Source organism: Spirillospora sp. NPDC048819, assembly GCF_040650055.1.
Classification (GTDB): domain Bacteria; phylum Actinomycetota; class Actinomycetes; order Streptosporangiales; family Streptosporangiaceae; genus Spirillospora.
In genome coordinates, this window is sequence record NZ_JBEZGN010000057.1 from 1 (window position 1) to 14,248 (window position 14,248).

11 protein-coding genes and 1 riboswitch are annotated in these 14,248 nt (G+C 70.8%); of the genes, 4 read left to right on the forward strand and 7 right to left on the reverse strand.

Features of this window, described 5'->3' with window-relative positions:
- Positions 1 to 1,971 precede the first annotated feature (1,971 nt).
- Positions 1,972 to 2,367, forward strand: a complete 396-nt coding sequence (locus AB0C35_RS42650) for a VOC family protein (protein ID WP_358469193.1) — start codon at positions 1,972 to 1,974, stop codon at positions 2,365 to 2,367.
- Positions 2,368 to 2,413: 46 nt separating this feature from the next.
- Here AB0C35_RS42650 and AB0C35_RS42655 read toward each other — a convergent pair whose 3' ends face one another.
- From AB0C35_RS42655 to AB0C35_RS42665, 3 genes are all read right to left on the reverse strand, one after another.
- Positions 2,414 to 2,692, reverse strand: coding sequence for a MoaD/ThiS family protein (locus AB0C35_RS42655; RefSeq protein ID WP_358469195.1), 279 nt, complete (start codon positions 2,690 to 2,692; stop codon positions 2,414 to 2,416).
- A gap of 10 nt (positions 2,693 to 2,702) precedes the next feature.
- Complete coding sequence (gene thrC / locus AB0C35_RS42660; protein WP_358469198.1) at positions 2,703 to 3,947, reverse strand: threonine synthase; 1,245 nt, start codon at positions 3,945 to 3,947, stop codon at positions 2,703 to 2,705.
- Positions 3,948 to 3,963: 16 nt separating this feature from the next.
- Positions 3,964 to 4,105: riboswitch (SAM riboswitch) on the reverse strand.
- Between the two features lie 117 nt (positions 4,106 to 4,222).
- A complete protein-coding gene (locus tag AB0C35_RS42665; protein WP_358469201.1) occupies positions 4,223 to 5,161 on the reverse strand; it encodes a cation diffusion facilitator family transporter in 939 nt (312 codons plus the stop codon).
- 109 nt (positions 5,162 to 5,270) lie between these two features.
- Here AB0C35_RS42665 and AB0C35_RS42670 point away from each other — a divergent pair, with 109 nt between their 5' ends.
- Positions 5,271 to 6,758 carry a trehalose-6-phosphate synthase gene (locus AB0C35_RS42670; protein ID WP_358469204.1) on the forward strand — a complete coding sequence of 496 codons (1,488 nt, stop codon included), beginning with the start codon at positions 5,271 to 5,273 and terminating at the stop codon, positions 6,756 to 6,758.
- 66 nt (positions 6,759 to 6,824) lie between these two features.
- Here the strand turns inward: AB0C35_RS42670 and AB0C35_RS42675 are convergent, their stop codons facing one another.
- Together AB0C35_RS42675 and AB0C35_RS42680 are read right to left on the reverse strand one after the other, a co-directional pair.
- Entirely contained in the window at positions 6,825 to 7,850 is a 1,026-nt protein-coding gene (locus AB0C35_RS42675; RefSeq protein ID WP_358469206.1) for a sulfotransferase, read from the reverse strand.
- Positions 7,851 to 8,002: 152 nt separating this feature from the next.
- Entirely contained in the window at positions 8,003 to 8,554 is a 552-nt protein-coding gene (locus AB0C35_RS42680; RefSeq protein WP_358469208.1) for an RNA polymerase sigma factor, read from the reverse strand.
- On the opposite strand from AB0C35_RS42680, the gene AB0C35_RS42685 reads away from it, so the two are divergent.
- The gene (locus AB0C35_RS42685; RefSeq protein WP_358469210.1) at positions 8,553 to 10,811 is read left to right on the forward strand and encodes a serine/threonine-protein kinase; all 2,259 of its coding nucleotides are present in this window, start codon (positions 8,553 to 8,555) and stop codon (positions 10,809 to 10,811) included. The two genes, AB0C35_RS42680 and AB0C35_RS42685, sit on opposite strands and share 2 nt — an antisense overlap.
- A gap of 387 nt (positions 10,812 to 11,198) precedes the next feature.
- The gene (locus AB0C35_RS42690; protein ID WP_358469213.1) at positions 11,199 to 11,792 is read left to right on the forward strand and encodes a PadR family transcriptional regulator; all 594 of its coding nucleotides are present in this window, start codon (positions 11,199 to 11,201) and stop codon (positions 11,790 to 11,792) included.
- A 112-nt stretch (positions 11,793 to 11,904) separates the two neighbouring features.
- Here the strand turns inward: AB0C35_RS42690 and AB0C35_RS42695 are convergent, their stop codons facing one another.
- Together AB0C35_RS42695 and AB0C35_RS42700 are read right to left on the reverse strand one after the other, a co-directional pair.
- Entirely contained in the window at positions 11,905 to 13,080 is a 1,176-nt protein-coding gene (locus AB0C35_RS42695; RefSeq protein WP_358469216.1) for a hypothetical protein, read from the reverse strand.
- A 255-nt stretch (positions 13,081 to 13,335) separates the two neighbouring features.
- Positions 13,336 to 14,118 (reverse strand): hypothetical protein, encoded by a 783-nt coding sequence (locus tag AB0C35_RS42700; RefSeq protein WP_358469219.1) that lies wholly within the window; start codon positions 14,116 to 14,118, stop codon positions 13,336 to 13,338.
- Positions 14,119 to 14,248: the final 130 nt, after the last annotated feature.

The following is a 14,248-nucleotide window of genomic DNA, read 5'->3' on the forward strand; positions in this document are numbered from 1 at the left end:
GAGCAGCAGATCACCGAGAAGAGGAGGGCCACGACAGCCCACTACGCCGGGGCCAAGGTGGCATAACCAGTCTCCACACTTTCAGGGGATTGACATTGCCGAGGTCGTCAGCCAGATGAATCAAATCAGGCAAATCGTGCTCCACCACCGCACCATCGTAGGCGTCGCGGACCTTCGCCGGGCGAAAGTTCAACTACCTGCCCCGCCCCGTTCTCCTGCGCCGAAGTCCCGCACGGACGCTTCCTGGGTGTGTCGTGGTGATCCACTGCGTGCGGCCGTCCGCCGATATTCGCGGAACGAGCGCGGAACACGTACCCGGGGTGGGGCAGCGGAGGGCGCAAGCGTTACGCAGGTCGTAGGGACGCTTGGCGAGCGGAGTGGCGAGCTGCGCAGCCGTCAGGGCGTGTTCACGAGCCCGCCGCCAAATAGACTCGTAACTGACCGGAGCGAGCCGGTTGCCCCGCTAACTTCGGAACAACCGACTGTCGTCGTCCGGGCGCAGCGCGACCGACTTCGGCGCCGCTGCCTTTCCGTCCAGATTGACCGCCATCCGGTCAAGGGGCGGGCGGCGCTTGGGCCGCTGCGCGGCCCCGCGCCGGGCCGCGCAGCGCGACGCGCCCGCCCAGTCCGTCGGCGAACGGCCGTCACGGGGTCGCGCCGCCGCCCTACCAGCCCACTGAGCGGCCAGCACCGTGACGGCTCCTGACGAAACGCACTGCGTCACTCACGGCTCCCACCAAAATTCCCACGACAGCACCCATGAGACCAGTGCCGATCGCGCTGTCACCAGATTCGTACCCGTTGCCCACCCATCCCCACGTCGCCCCTAGGCCTACGCCATTGAGCAACCCGACGAGCCATCCGAACCCCACTCGCATAGAGCACTCCCCACCTGACGACAACTCCCCGTAAGCCTTCAGAAGAACGCACCACGTTGTCGAGCCCAAGCCGCCCCCAGCACGCGTCTCCAACCGGCCGTGGCTCGGGGAACAGGTCTCGTCGGGCCGGGAGGGGAAGGCAGGGGGAACGACGCCTACGGGCAGCAGGGGGCCGCGCGCCGGGCGGGTGCGGGTCGGTGCGCGGAACCAGTGCGGAACGGACGGCCCCGTTCGTGCAGGGTGGGGCCGTCCATTTGCGGTCAGGGGTGGCTACTGTCTTCTCGGTCACTCCACCCTGCCGAGGGCGAGCGACGCGCACCCTCGCCGGGCGAAGCTTCATCTACCGGCCCCGCACCGTTCTCACCTGCGTCGGAGTCCCGCCCGGACGCTCCCTGGGTGTCGCGATGATCCACTGAGTGCGGCCGTCCCCCGGTATCCACGGAACACGTACCCGGGGACGGGGCAGCGGAGGGCGGTTACTACGCGGTCAGGTGAGATCGAATCAGATCGCCGATGGCGCGGGATTGGGCCGCGTCTTCGGGCTCGTGCATGTCGTCTGAGACCCCAGCCCAGTACTCCAGCACGGAGATCACCCAACTCCACCGATCACGTGGCAGCCTCACCGTGACGATCTCATCAGCCGGTGGCCAGGTCCCAGAGCGTCGAACACCTGGCGTCGACCCCGCGACCTGATGCCAGCCTGCCTCGCGGACGCTCGTTCCAATGGCCCTTATTTCTTCCCAGTCGGGCCTCTCGTACTGTGTGTTTATTTCGTTGTCGGTCGTTCCGTCGATGATGTGCCATTGCCACATGGGCAAGCTGATCGATAGCTCAGCATCCTGCGAGGAAGGAGAGGAATCCATGGCGAATCATGATCGCCAGGCAGGCGATCAGCGTCAACGGATGTCCCGCGAGGTTCGGAGCAATGGTGGAGCGGATGGGGCTGTTCTGGACGGTGAGTCCGTCCGTTTGGGAGCGGGTTGCTGCTCGGCTTGGTCGCTTGGCCTGCCGTCTTATCTGCGCCGGGGGCCCGTTCGGGAACTGGTCAGGAATTGAGAAGCGGGTACGGGTGGCCCGTGGCTAGCGTCAGGGCATGGACATCAAGTTGCAGGTGAGCGCCATCATGCTCGGCGTCAAGGACGTCGCACGCGCCAAGAAGTTCTATGCCGAAGGGCTGGGCTGCGAGGTCGTCCAGGACTACGGCGGGTTCGTCAAATGCGACCTGGGCGAAGGGTCGTCGTCGCTGGCATTGTACGAATGGGGCGCGGCGGCGCAGGACGCCGGCGTATCGGCTGAGGGGTCCGGGTTCCGCGGCTCCTCGTTCCACTTCATCACCGACTCCAGAGACGCGGTGGACGAGGTCATGCGCACCGCGGTGGCCGCCGGCGGCACCGTGGTCAGGGAGGCGGCCGCCACCGAGTGGGGCGGGTACTTCGGCTACTTCAGTGACCTTGACGGCTACCTGTGGAAGGTCACCACCGCCGGCTGAGCGCCGGTCCTGGCGCACGGGCGGTGCGCCAGGACCGGGGTTGCTCTCAGCCGCCGGCGACGGCGGGGATGATCGAGATCTGGGCGCCGTCGGGGGTGGGGGTGTCCAGGCCGTCGGCGAAGCGGACGTCCTCGTCGCCGACGTAGACGTTGACGAAGCGGCGGATCTTGCCGTTGTCGTCCAGGATGCGGGCGGAGATGCCGGAGTAGCTGGATTCCAGGTCGGCGACGACGGCGCGGAGGGTGGCGCCTTCGGCCTTCACCTCGGCCTCGCCGCCGGTGTAGGTCCGCAGGATGGTCGGGATACGGACGGACACGCTGCTCATGGTGCTCCTCTCAGGCCAGGCCGGCGGCGCGGAACGCTTCCAGGGACGGGGCGATGTTGGCGGACGGGGCGACCACGGGCGCGACGGCGTCCAGGGTCTTCAGGCCGTCCCCGGAGTTGATGATCACGGTCTCGGCGGACGGGTCGAGCGTGCCGGCCTCGACGAGTTTGCGGAGGGTCGCGACGGTCACGCCGCCAGCGGTCTCGCCGAAGATGCCCTCGGTGCGGGCCAGGAGCCGGATGCCCTCGACGACCTGCTCGTCGGTCACGTCCTCGACGGCGCCGTTGGTGCGGCGGGCGACGTCCAGGACGTACGGGCCGTCGGCGGGGTTGCCGATGGCGAGGGACTTGGCGATCGTGTCGGGCTTCACCGGGCGGACGACGTCGTGCCCGGCCTTGAACGCGGCGGCGACAGGGCCGCATCCGGCGGCCTGGGCGCCGAAGACGCGGTACGGCTTGTCCTCGACCAGGCCGAGCTTGATCAGTTCCTGGAACGCCTTGTCGATCTTGGTGAGCTGGGAGCCGGACGCGACCGGGACGACGATCTGGTCGGGCAGCCGCCAGCCGAGCTGCTCGGCGATCTCGTAGCCGAGGGTCTTGGAGCCCTCGGCGTAGTACGGCCGGACGTTGACGTTCACGAACGCCCAGTCGTCCTGCTCGCCGGCGATCTCGGACGCGAGCCGGTTGACGTCGTCGTAGTTGCCGTCGACGGTCACGAACGTCCCGCCGTAGACGGCCGTTGTGATGATCTTCTGGCTTTCCAGGTCGGACGGGACGAACACGGCGCTGCGGATCCCGGCGCGGGCCGCGGCCGCGGCGACGGCGTTCGCGAGGTTGCCGGTGGACGGGCAGGCCAGCACCTTGAAGCCCAGTTCGCGGGCGGCGGCGAGGGCCACGGCGACGACGCGGTCCTTGAACGAGTGGGTCGGGTTGCCGCTGTCGTCCTTCACCCACAGGCTCTGCAGGCCGAGGCTCTCGGCGAGGTTGTCGGCGCGGACGAGACGTGTCAGGCCGGGCTCGGTGTTGGGCGTTTCGGCCACGGTGGACGGGACGGGCAGCAGCCCGCGGTACCGCCAGATGTTGCGGGGCCCGGACTCGATGGCCGCGCGGGTGACGCCGCCGAAGTCGTAGGCGATCTCCAGAGGCCCGAAACACTCTTCGCAGGCGTAGAACGGGCCGAGGTCGCGTGTGGAACCGCATTCGCGGCAGACGAGGCCGGTAGCGGGTCCGAGGTCAGTGGCAGGCGTGAGTGCCATGAGGGCGAGGCCTTTCTCCCCATCTTCCCTGCGCCACCTTGGTCGCAGGCCGGAGTTGGCACCATCTCCCGGCCGGCCCCGCAGGATCGCGAGTGCGCCTGAGCCGAGTGGTTGCCGGGGCTTCGCAGGGCCGGTCCCTCCACCCCTCTGGATGAGCAATATTCAGTTGTGAAAGCGAGCGCGTTTTCAGCGCGTATGCATCGACTTTACATGATCTGACCGGATGCCAGACAGCCGGGTCCACTGGCTGAGACGTTACCCGGACGCGTTCTTGATCACGCCGGTTCTTCGCGGCGGGCGGTGCGCTGGGTGGGGTCGAGGAACACGTGCCGGACGGCCGGGAGCCGCTCCCGAAGCCTGCGGTCGATCTCGCCCGCGACGTCCTCGGCCTCGTCGGCGCTGATGTCGTCGGAGAAGTTGACCTTGGCGGCGACGAGGATCTGCTCGGGACCGAAGTGCATGGTCAGCAGCTCGTCCACGCCGGTCACACCGCGGGAGCCGAGGATCTCCGAGCGGATCTCGCGCTGTGCCGCGGGGTCGGCGGCCCGACCGATGAGCAGGGCCGTGCTCTCGCGGCCGATCCCGAACGCGAGGACGACGAGCAGCAGGCCGATGAGGACGGAGGCGAGGCCGTCCCACAGGTCCGATCCGGTGATCTCGCGGAGCGTCAGGCCGGCGGCGGCGAGCACGAGGCCGATCATCGCGGTGCCGTCCTCGAACAGCGCCGTCTTGAACGTCAGATCGGGCGACCGGCGGACGTGCTCGACGAGCCCCCGGTCGTTCTCGCGGGTCTCCTTGCGCGCCTGGTAGACGGCGCGTGTCCAGGACGTCCCCTCCAGGACGGCCGCCAGGCCGAGGACGGCGTAGGCCAGCCACACGCTCGTGCCGGTGCCGCCGCGGCCCATCATGGTCAGGATTCCGTAGGAGATGGAGAACCCGGCTCCGGCCACGAAGATCCCGAACGCGGCGAGCAGCGACCACACGTACCGCTCGTTGCCGTATCCGAACGGGTGGCGCCGGTCGGGGGGACGTTCGCTGCGCCCCAGGGACGCGAGAAGGAAGCCCTGGTTGAGGGTGTCCCCGACCGAGTGCGCGCCCTCCGCGAGCATCGCGCTGGACCCGGCGAGGACGCCGGCGATCAGCTTCGCCATTGCGAGGACGAGGTTCGCCGCACCGGCGACGAGCACGGTCTTCATCGTCTCGGCCCTGCTCATCCGCGTCGACTACCCGTGGCGGTTTGCCCTAATCCAGGCGGGTTCGGCTTTGGCGTGCACCACGTGGGTCACTTTGAAGCGCCTCGGTCCCAACTGAGACCCTGCCGGTATGAGCCAAGTGCTGGTGGCATCGAACCGGGGCCCGGTGTCGTTCTCGTCCTCCGAGGGCGGTGCGCTCACCATGCGGAGGGGAGGCGGCGGGCTGGTGTCGGGCCTCGCCGCCGTCACGGGAGCGCCGCGGAACCCCGGACCGCTCAGCCCGTCCGCCACCGGGACGGCGTCCGAGGCGTCGGACGTGCTGTGGGTGTGCGCGAGCCTGGGCGAGGCCGACCGGACGGCCGCCCGCCGTTCACCGGACGGCCGCATCGACCTGGCCGGGTACGAGACCGGCGGCGCGGCGGTGCGGATGCTCGACATCCCCGAGGCCACGTTCCAGCGCGCGTACAACGCCGTGGCCAACTCGACGCTGTGGTTCGTCCACCACCTTCTGTACGACACCCCGCGCAGCCCGCACTTCGATGCCCGCGCCCGCCGCGACTGGCAGTCCTATGAGGCGTACAACGCGGCGTTCGCCGACGCCCTCGCACGGGACGCCGCACAGGGCGCGAAGGCGGCGATCCAGGACTACCACCTGTCGCTGGCTCCCCGGATGCTCCGCGACCGGCGCCCCGACCTGAAAATCGTCCACTTCTCCCACACGCCTTGGGCGCCGCCCGAGTACTACAGCCTGCTCCCAGACGACATCGGCACGCAGATCCTTCTGGGCATCCTCGGTGCCGACCACGCGGGGTTCCTCACCGAGCGGTGGGCTTCGGCCTTCCTCGACTGCTGCGAACTGGTGCCGGGAGCCCGCGTCGACCGTGCCGCCCGAACGGTCACCTGTTCAGGACACGTGACGCATGTAGGCGTCCATGGCCTCGGCATCGATGGGACGGCACTGCGCCAACGCGCCGCGGAACAGGACGTCGTGGAACGGGCGCGCGCGCTGCGTGAGCAGGTGGGCGACCGTCAGCTCATCGTGCGGATCGACCGGACGGAACTGTCCAAGAACATCGTGCGCGGTCTCGCCGCCTATCGCGAGCTGCTCGTCAACCATCCCGAGTGGCGCGGACGCGTGGTGCACCTCGCGTTCGCCTACCCGTCCCGCTACGACCTGCCCGAGTACCGGGAGTACACCGCGGCCGTCGAGCGGATGGCGAAGCAGATCACCGACGAGTTCGGCACTGCGGACTGGGATCCGCTGATCCTGCAGGTGAACGACGACTATCCGCGTTCCCTCGCCGCCTACGGCCTGGCCGACGTCCTGCTCGTCAACCCCATCAGGGACGGGATGAACCTCGTGGCGAAGGAGGGGCCGGTCCTGTCGGAGCGCGGCTGCGCGCTGGTGCTGTCCAGGGAGGCGGGTGCGGCGGCCGAGCTCTCCGAGGACGCCCTGATGGTCAACCCGTACGACGTGTCGCAGACCGCCGAGACGCTCCACAGGGCCCTGCTGATGCCGCACGCCGAGCGCGCCAGACGCTGCGCCCGGCTCACCGCCGCCGCGACGGCGCTCCCCCCGCAGCGCTGGTTCGCCGACCAGCTCGCCGCTCTCGACTGACGGCGCTCACTCCGCGGCCACCACGGGCGGCCGGGATCGCCGGGGCGGCCGGGGGGACGTCGCAGGTCACATGGTGGGGCTGACGGTGCTCTCCGCCACGAGGAGGCATTCGACCGGGTTCGGTTCGTGGTGCTGTTTCCAGCGTTCACGCAGGGCGGCCTTGCGCTGCGCGATGCGGCGGTGCGCGCTGGTCCGGGTGAACCGGACGAGCTGGGACGCGGGCGGTTTCGGCAGCCCGCTCGGCTCGTAGCCGTACTCGGCGAGCCGTTCGCCGAACGCGGCCTCCGCCAGGCTGATCTCCCAGGGGTCGAGGCGTTCCGCCCAGGATCCGATGCGGCTGGTCGTGACGGAGTCGTGCGTCCGTCCGTGCCACTTCTTGCTCGCTGAGACGGTCCGCTTGGCCAGGCCCTCGGGGTGGGTCATCGCCGGGTCGAAGTCCTCGCCGAGGAACCCGCAGAGCCGGGTCAGCTCGTCGGCGGGGTCGGCGACGAGCCGCTCGTACTGCATCTCGTAGTAGGTGTCGGGACCGAGGCGCTCGGCCAGCCGGCGGCCGTGGTCGATCGCCTCCCGCCACGCGGACACCGCGTGGTGGAGGTCCTTGTCGTACCAGGGCATCTCCATCAGCGAGGCGACGCAGTCGCGGCCGTCCCGGACGAGGTGGACGAACTGCGCGTCCGGGAACATCCGCAGCAGCGCGCCGGCGTGCCGGAAGTAGCTCGGGCGCTTGTCGCCCCAGCGCGGCTTGCCGTGCCGGCGGGCGTAGGAGCGGAACACGACGCCGATCGCCGAGCCCAGCGTCGGCGGCCCGGCGACGATCTCGTCGACGACCTCACCGGCGTCCAGGCCGAGCGTGTGGAACTTGGTGGTCTTCTCGGCCGTGATCCACTCCGCCAGCGCGCGTCTGTTCTCCCTTTCCTGGAGGTCACCGAACTCGCACCGCCGCGCATAGGCGGGAATGAGGAACTTCGTCTCCGCCGGGATCGCGATGCGGGCGTGCGAGTGCAGCATCAGCTGCAGCAGCGTCGTCCCCGAGCGGGGACAGCCGAGGACGAAGATCGGGCGGTCATGGCGGGGGTCCGGGCCTGATGACATGCACGGCATGGTGTCCCACGCACCGGGCCCGCGACCCAGGTCATGAGGGCACCGTTGCCCGCCGATTACCGACGTTTGACGGTGCCGCCCCACGCTCCCGCGCCCGCGGCCGCCCGCCCGGCCCGCGCGTCACGGGCCGCGACCGGCCACGGTCAGGTGTAGGACTCCCCCAGCGTCTGCCTGACCTGCTTGCGCGCCTCGTGGATGCGGGACTTGACGGTGCCGAGCGGAAGGCCCAGCTGCTCGGCGATCTCCGCGTACTCCAGCTGGGAGACGTCCCGCAGGACGAGGGCCTGGATGAGGTCGGGCTTGCGGGCCTCCAGGTCTTCCATGGCGTCCAGGATGTCGACCCGGGAGCCCGCGATGACGCTGGTACGGCGCGGATCGGGGCGCTGCTGCGGCAGCTCCCCCGCCTGCTCCACCGAGCGCCGCTTCAGCGACCGGTAGGTGGAACGGGCGGAGTTGGAGACGACGACGTGCAGCCAGGTGCTGAACCTCGACCGCCCCTCGAAGCGGTGGATGTTCCGCGCCACCTGCAGCAGTGCGTCCTGGCATGCCTCCTCGGCGTCCTGCCGGCAGGGCAGGAAGCGGGAACTGTGCCGCAGGACGTCCGGCTCGATCTTGCGGAGGAGCTCGTTGAGGGCGCTCTGGTCACCCTGCGCGGCCTTGACCGCCAGCTCCTCGGTCCTCTCGTCGAATGCCATGCCGCCTCATTGCTCGTTCGCACACTCACCCCGTTGTTGGGATGATACGGGTGTGTCTTTCCCACCATCAGTAGGCCGTTACCGGATCGACCGCGTCCTGGGTTCGGGGGCGTTCGCCTCTGTGTGGCTGGGCCAAGACGACGCTCTGGACTCCCAGGTAGCGATAAAAGTCCTGTCTGGCAGCCTGATCGACGATCTGGACGTGCGCAACCGTTTCCTCGAGGAGGCCCGGATCCTGCGCCGGGCCGACTCCGAGCGCCTCGTCCGCGTCCACGACATCGGGGAGCTGCCGGATGGCCGCCCCTACTTCGTGATGTCGTACGCGGACCGCGGAACGCTCGGCGACCGCATGCGCGAACGGCCACTTCCGGTCAACGAGGCGATCGCCCTCGCCGAGGAGATCGCGCACGGGGTCGAGGTGATCAACACGCTGGGCGTGATCCACCGCGATCTCAAGCCGTCCAACGTGCTGTTCCAGTCGACACCGGACGGCGGCGAGAAGCTGCTGATCGCCGACCTCGGACTGGCCAAGGCCCTCGCGCACGCCTCCGGCGCGTTCACCCTGCCGGTCGGCACGCCCGGGTACATGTCGCCGGAGCAGGCGCGGTTCGGCGGCGGTCTGGACGTCCGCGCCGACGTGTACGGGCTGGGCGCGCTCACCTATCACATGATCACCGGACGGGCCCCCGGCCCGGCGCCGGTCAAGTCGCCGCCCAGCGAGATGCGCGAGGGGATCACCCCGGCGTTCGACCAGGTGATCCTGCGCGCCCTGGAGGTCGAGCGGGAGAACCGGTGGCCGACCGCCGAGGCGTTCGCCGAGGCGCTGTCCACGCTTCGCCCTACGTCGATGCCGGGCGCGCCCGCCCCCTCGTACGCGCCGCCGGTCCCGCAGATCAACGCGGACGCGACCGTCCAGGACTTCTACCAGGACGGCACCCAGGCCCGGCCGCCCGGCCCCGGCCCGGGGCCCGTGCTTGGCGCGGGTCAAGCCGTGACCCCCGTCCAGGGCCAAGCGCAGAGCCCTGTCCAAGGCCAGGGGCCTGTTCAGAGGCACGCGCCCGTCCAGGGGCAGCCGCCCGGCCCGCAGGGTGGCCCGCGGGAGATGCGGACACGGCTCGACCAGCCGGCGGAGGACGACGTCCGCACGTCCGAGATGCGCGTCCCGCCGGGGCCGCAGGGCGGCGAGCAGACGATCGTGGACGACCCTGGCGGGCGCGGCACGCCGTTCAGGCAGGCCGAGCCCCCGACCGCACCCGACAACGACAATGACCGCACGGTCGCGATGCAGTCTCCGCCGCCCCCGCAACAGCAGGGCGGCCCCGGCGGTGACAACAAGACCGCCGTCTTCCCGACGCAGCCCCCGCAGAACGGCGCCCCTCAGCAGGGCGGCCCCATGCAGCCGATGGGCCCGGGGCCGGGCGGCCCGCAGCCCTACCTTCAACCGGGCCAGCCGGGGCAACCGGGGCAACCGGGGCAACCGGGGCAACCGGGCCCGCCGCCTCCCACCGGTTTTCAGCCGCCGCCCCCTGGGCCGGTCCAAGGCCAGGGCCAGGGGCCCGGCGGCGGCAAGGGCGGGCTGATGAACAAGCTCCGGGGCGGCGGCGCTCCGGGACGGCCCGGCGGCGGTGGCGGCGCCGGGAAGAAGTTCGTCACTCCATTGATCATCACGGTGGTCGTGCTGGCGGTCGCGCTGGTCGGCGGCCTGACCCTCGGCCTGCTGTTCTCCGGCGACGATGGCGGCAAGGGCAAGGACAAGGACGAAAAGTCCGAGATCCCGAAGGACTTCGCCGCGATATCCGACACCTCGGGCAAGATCAAGGCCGCGGTGCCGAAGGCGTGGCCCAAGGACCAGAGCGAGCAGACGTGGACTCCGTCCACCGTCGGGCTCAGCGACGGCGGGCCGCGTCCGGTACTGCGCGCGACGCCGGACAAGGCCGCGTACCTCGGCAACGGCAAGGGCCCCGGAGTCTTCATCGGCGTGACCACGGACGTGCGCGACGGGCAGCTTCCCCCGCCGAGCGCGGCCGTCCATTCGCAGTGCACGAAGGCCGCCCCGGAGAACTACACCACTCCGGACAAGGCTCTCAGCGGGACGATCACGCGCTTCACCAACTGCAAGACCGGCACGCCGTCCGTCACCGAGGTCGGCCTCAAGGACAAGTCCGGCAAGTTCGGCCTGTGGATCCGGGTCAAGGAGACCGACGACCGCAACGCCACCAAGGACATCCTGGACAGCCTCAAGATCACCGGCCCCTGACCACCACACGCCCCGGGCCCTTGACGGCCCGTCACTGACGATCGGGCGGGGCCGGCTCCCGGTCCCCGCTAGGCCGCGCCACGGTCGCGAGCGCGCAGACACGGCCGAGCACACCGCAGGTACGGCCGACCGAGCATGGATGGTCGGCCGCCTAGGTGCGGCTGGGCGGGCGGTCGTGCGTCTTCGCGTGCCCGCGTCCCGCGTGACCGGGCCCGCCGCGAGGTCGGGCAATGCTGCCGCTCAACGGCGATGCCTCCTCCCTGTGCCCTCTCCTGGCGCGCATCCGCGCGTCCGCGCATCGACGAGCTCAAGACTCGGTGTTGCATCGCGACCTATTCCGATATATCGTTAAGCCATCGCAACCGATCACTAACGAAGGGGACTGCGATGCGTGACAACATGATGAGAGGGCGCGGAGGCCCTCGGGGGCCCCAGGAGCGCGAGCGCCGCGGAGACCAGTTCGGCCCGTGGGGGCCCGGCGGTCCGGGGTTCGGACCCGGGCCCGGCCATCGCGGACGCGGTGGACGCGGGCGGCGGACCCGGCGCGGCAACGTCCGGGCGGCGCTGCTCGCCCTGCTCGCCGAGCGGGCGATGCACGGCTACGAGATGATCCAGGAGCTGGACGGCCGCACCGGCGGTGTCTGGCGGCCGAGCCCCGGCTCGGTCTACCCGACCCTCCAGATGCTGGAGGACGAGGACCTGGTCACCAGCGAGGAGCAGGGCGGCAAGCGGCTGTTCTCCCTCACCGACGCGGGCCGCGAGGCGGCGTCGGGGCAGGCCACGGCCCCTTGGGACGAGGTCACCGCGGCCGCCGGCGAGAACGCCCTGCGCGGGCGTGAGGCGGTCGGCCAGCTGATGGGCGCCCTGCACCAGGTCATGGCGGTCGGCAGCGAGACCCAGAAGGCGCGTGCGCTGGACGTCGTCAACGACGCCCGCCGCCGCCTCTACGGGATCCTCGCCGACGACCCCGAAGCCGAATGAACCGGCTCACCGGTCGGCGCGACACAACGCGCAAGGCCGGCGATCGACCGGAACCGCCGCGGCCGGACGGGCGCGGCGGTTCCGCATGCGTTCGGGCCGGGCGGCGGTGAGGTCAGCCCGGGAAGGGCACCGGCTTGGCGCGCTGGTCGGCCATGTACAGCTGCTTCCACACGTACAGGCCCATGTCCTCGCGGGCGATGTCGTTCTGGACGGGGACGTCGACCGTGGCGCGCACCAGGTACGTCGCGCCCGGCGCCATGTACTTGTCACCGCCCTCGCCGGGGATGAGCGCACCGCCCGCGAGCCTCCGCACCACCTTGCTCTTCGTCGGCGGAGTGCACATGTCCTCCGGGACGCCGGCCTGCGGCATGCACCGTCCCCGCGCATCGGGCGTGACGAGCTCGCGCTTGACGAAGACGTCGCCGGGGAAGTCGAGCAGCACCTTCTCGGCCGTCGGGTTGGTGAGCAGGTACTCGATGTAGGGGAACGACGTCCCGGACGGCGGCGACGACTGGAACGTCGTCACGGCGCCGTCGCTCGCCCCGCTGGTCACCGCGGCGAGCTTGTACTTGGATCCGTCGGCCGTGCCGACCTCGATGGGCGCCCCGGCGGAGGGCAGTCGGACGTCGGCGCCGCCCTGAGGCCGCTCACCGGCCGCCGCGCTTTCACCGCCGTCCCCGGGTCCGCGCGTCAGGACGAGCCCGACCATGACCAGCCCGGCCAGGACGAGCACGCCCGCCGCGACGAGCCCGCTGCGGCGTCCGGCCCGCTGCCGCGCCCTGCGTTCCTGCTCGCGCTCGCGTGACCCGAGCCGCACCTGCACGCCGCTCGTCTCCCGGACCCCCATCGGCCCGGTCGTGGACGACGGCTCGTCCCCTGGCTCTGCGTACTCGTCCTGTCCGGTGTACGCGTCTTGCTCGGTGTAGGCGTCCTGCGCTTCGGAGACGCCTGCCCATGCCGCGCCGCCGCGCTGGTCCGGCTCCGCGCCCGGTTGCTCCGGGGACGGGACGTGCGGCTGGACGTGCGGCTGCGGCGATTCGGGCGGACGGCCCCAGACCCGCGGCGGCTCCTGCCCACCGGGAGCCGCGTGCACGATGGGACGCGTCGGGGCGCCCGGCGGCACCGGGGCGCCCGGCGGAATCCGCACGTCCGCCCGCGGGGACGGCTGCGCGGCCGGCCCGGGGTGGACGGGCGTCCCCTGCACGGGCGTGGCCCTGGCCGCATTCCCATGGGGTGGGGTGCCTCTGACCTCGCCCGGACGGCGTGGGACTCCCGGTTCCGTGTTCACCGTCAAGCCTCCCCATGTCATCGTGCGGATCCCCCGTGAACCACACTTACCGCAATCCATCATATTTTGGCGCAATTAGACAGCCGGTCCACGCTCGCCCCCAGAGTCTCGCGAGATCCGACAAATCCGCCCACGACTCTTGTCACTCGACCCACAACCGGCGGGTTCGGTACCGGTCACCTGTCAGTGGCACCTGTCAGGGCTAGCGGCCGAACCCGGCCACGGGAAGCCCGGACAAGCCGCGACCGGCGCGCGTCACTCCGGGAGAGGGACCTGCTTGGCGGGCTTGTCGGCCATGTAGAGCTGCCTCCACACGAACAGGCCCATGTCCGCGCCGGTGATGTCGCGCTGGATCGGCACCTGGACGGTGATGCGCACCAGGTACGTCGATCCCGGCGGCAGGTACTTGTCGCCGCCGGCGGCGGGGACCAGCTCGCCGCCCGCGAGCCGCCGCACGACCTCACTCTTCGTCGGCGGAGTGCACATGTCATCGGGGACGCCGGTCTGCGGCTCGCACCGGCTCTGCGCGGCCGACGTGACGAACTCGCGCTTGAGGAACACGTCGCCTGGGAAGTTGAGCAGCACCTCTTCCTGCGTCGGGTTGGTGAGGAGGTAGTCGATGTAGGGGAACGACGTGCCGGCCGGCGGCGCGGCCTCCGTCTTCTCGTTGACCCCGCTGGTGACCGCGGCGACCCGGTACCTGAACCCGTCGGCCGTACCGACCTCGACCGGCGCCCCGGCCGGTGGGAGCTCGACGTTCTCGACGCTCTGCCCCGCCTTGCCGGCGTCCGCCTCGCCCTCGTCCCCCGACCCCGGCGTCAGGACAAGCCCGATCGTGACGAGCCCGGCCAAGACGAGCACGCCCGCCCCGGCCAGCATGCCGCGCCGTCCCGCGGACCGGCGCTTCCGGCGTTGCCGTTCGCGCTCGCGCGTCCGCGACCCGAGCCGCACCTGCACACCGCCGGTCTCCCAAGTGCCCGTCTGACTCGGCGCGGACGACCCGTTCCGGTCGGAGTACGCGTCCTGCGCTTCGGGCACTCCGGCCCACACACCCCCCGGCTCCCTATCCGGCACGGAAACATGACCGCGAACATCGTCCGCCGCCGATACCGGCGCCGCGGACTCCCGCGCCAAGGACTCCCGCGCGAAGGACTCCCGCGCGAAGGAC

What these genes read in the sequence shown, in the direction of transcription:
- AB0C35_RS42690 (WP_358469213.1), top strand. Translation starts at nt 11,199, where the DNA reads ATGCGTGACAACATGATGAGAGGGCGCGGAGGCCCTCGGGGGCCCCAG.
- AB0C35_RS42685 (WP_358469210.1), top strand. Translation starts at nt 8,553, where the DNA reads ATGCCGCCTCATTGCTCGTTCGCACACTCACCCCGTTGTTGGGATGAT.
- AB0C35_RS42665 (WP_358469201.1), bottom strand. Translation starts at nt 5,161, where the DNA reads ATGAGCAGGGCCGAGACGATGAAGACCGTGCTCGTCGCCGGTGCGGCG.
- thrC (WP_358469198.1), bottom strand. Translation starts at nt 3,947, where the DNA reads ATGGCACTCACGCCTGCCACTGACCTCGGACCCGCTACCGGCCTCGTC.
- AB0C35_RS42675 (WP_358469206.1), bottom strand. Translation starts at nt 7,850, where the DNA reads ATGTCATCAGGCCCGGACCCCCGCCATGACCGCCCGATCTTCGTCCTC.
- AB0C35_RS42680 (WP_358469208.1), bottom strand. Translation starts at nt 8,554, where the DNA reads ATGGCATTCGACGAGAGGACCGAGGAGCTGGCGGTCAAGGCCGCGCAG.
- AB0C35_RS42655 (WP_358469195.1), bottom strand. Translation starts at nt 2,692, where the DNA reads ATGAGCAGCGTGTCCGTCCGTATCCCGACCATCCTGCGGACCTACACC.
- AB0C35_RS42650 (WP_358469193.1), top strand. Translation starts at nt 1,972, where the DNA reads ATGGACATCAAGTTGCAGGTGAGCGCCATCATGCTCGGCGTCAAGGAC.
- AB0C35_RS42670 (WP_358469204.1), top strand. Translation starts at nt 5,271, where the DNA reads ATGAGCCAAGTGCTGGTGGCATCGAACCGGGGCCCGGTGTCGTTCTCG.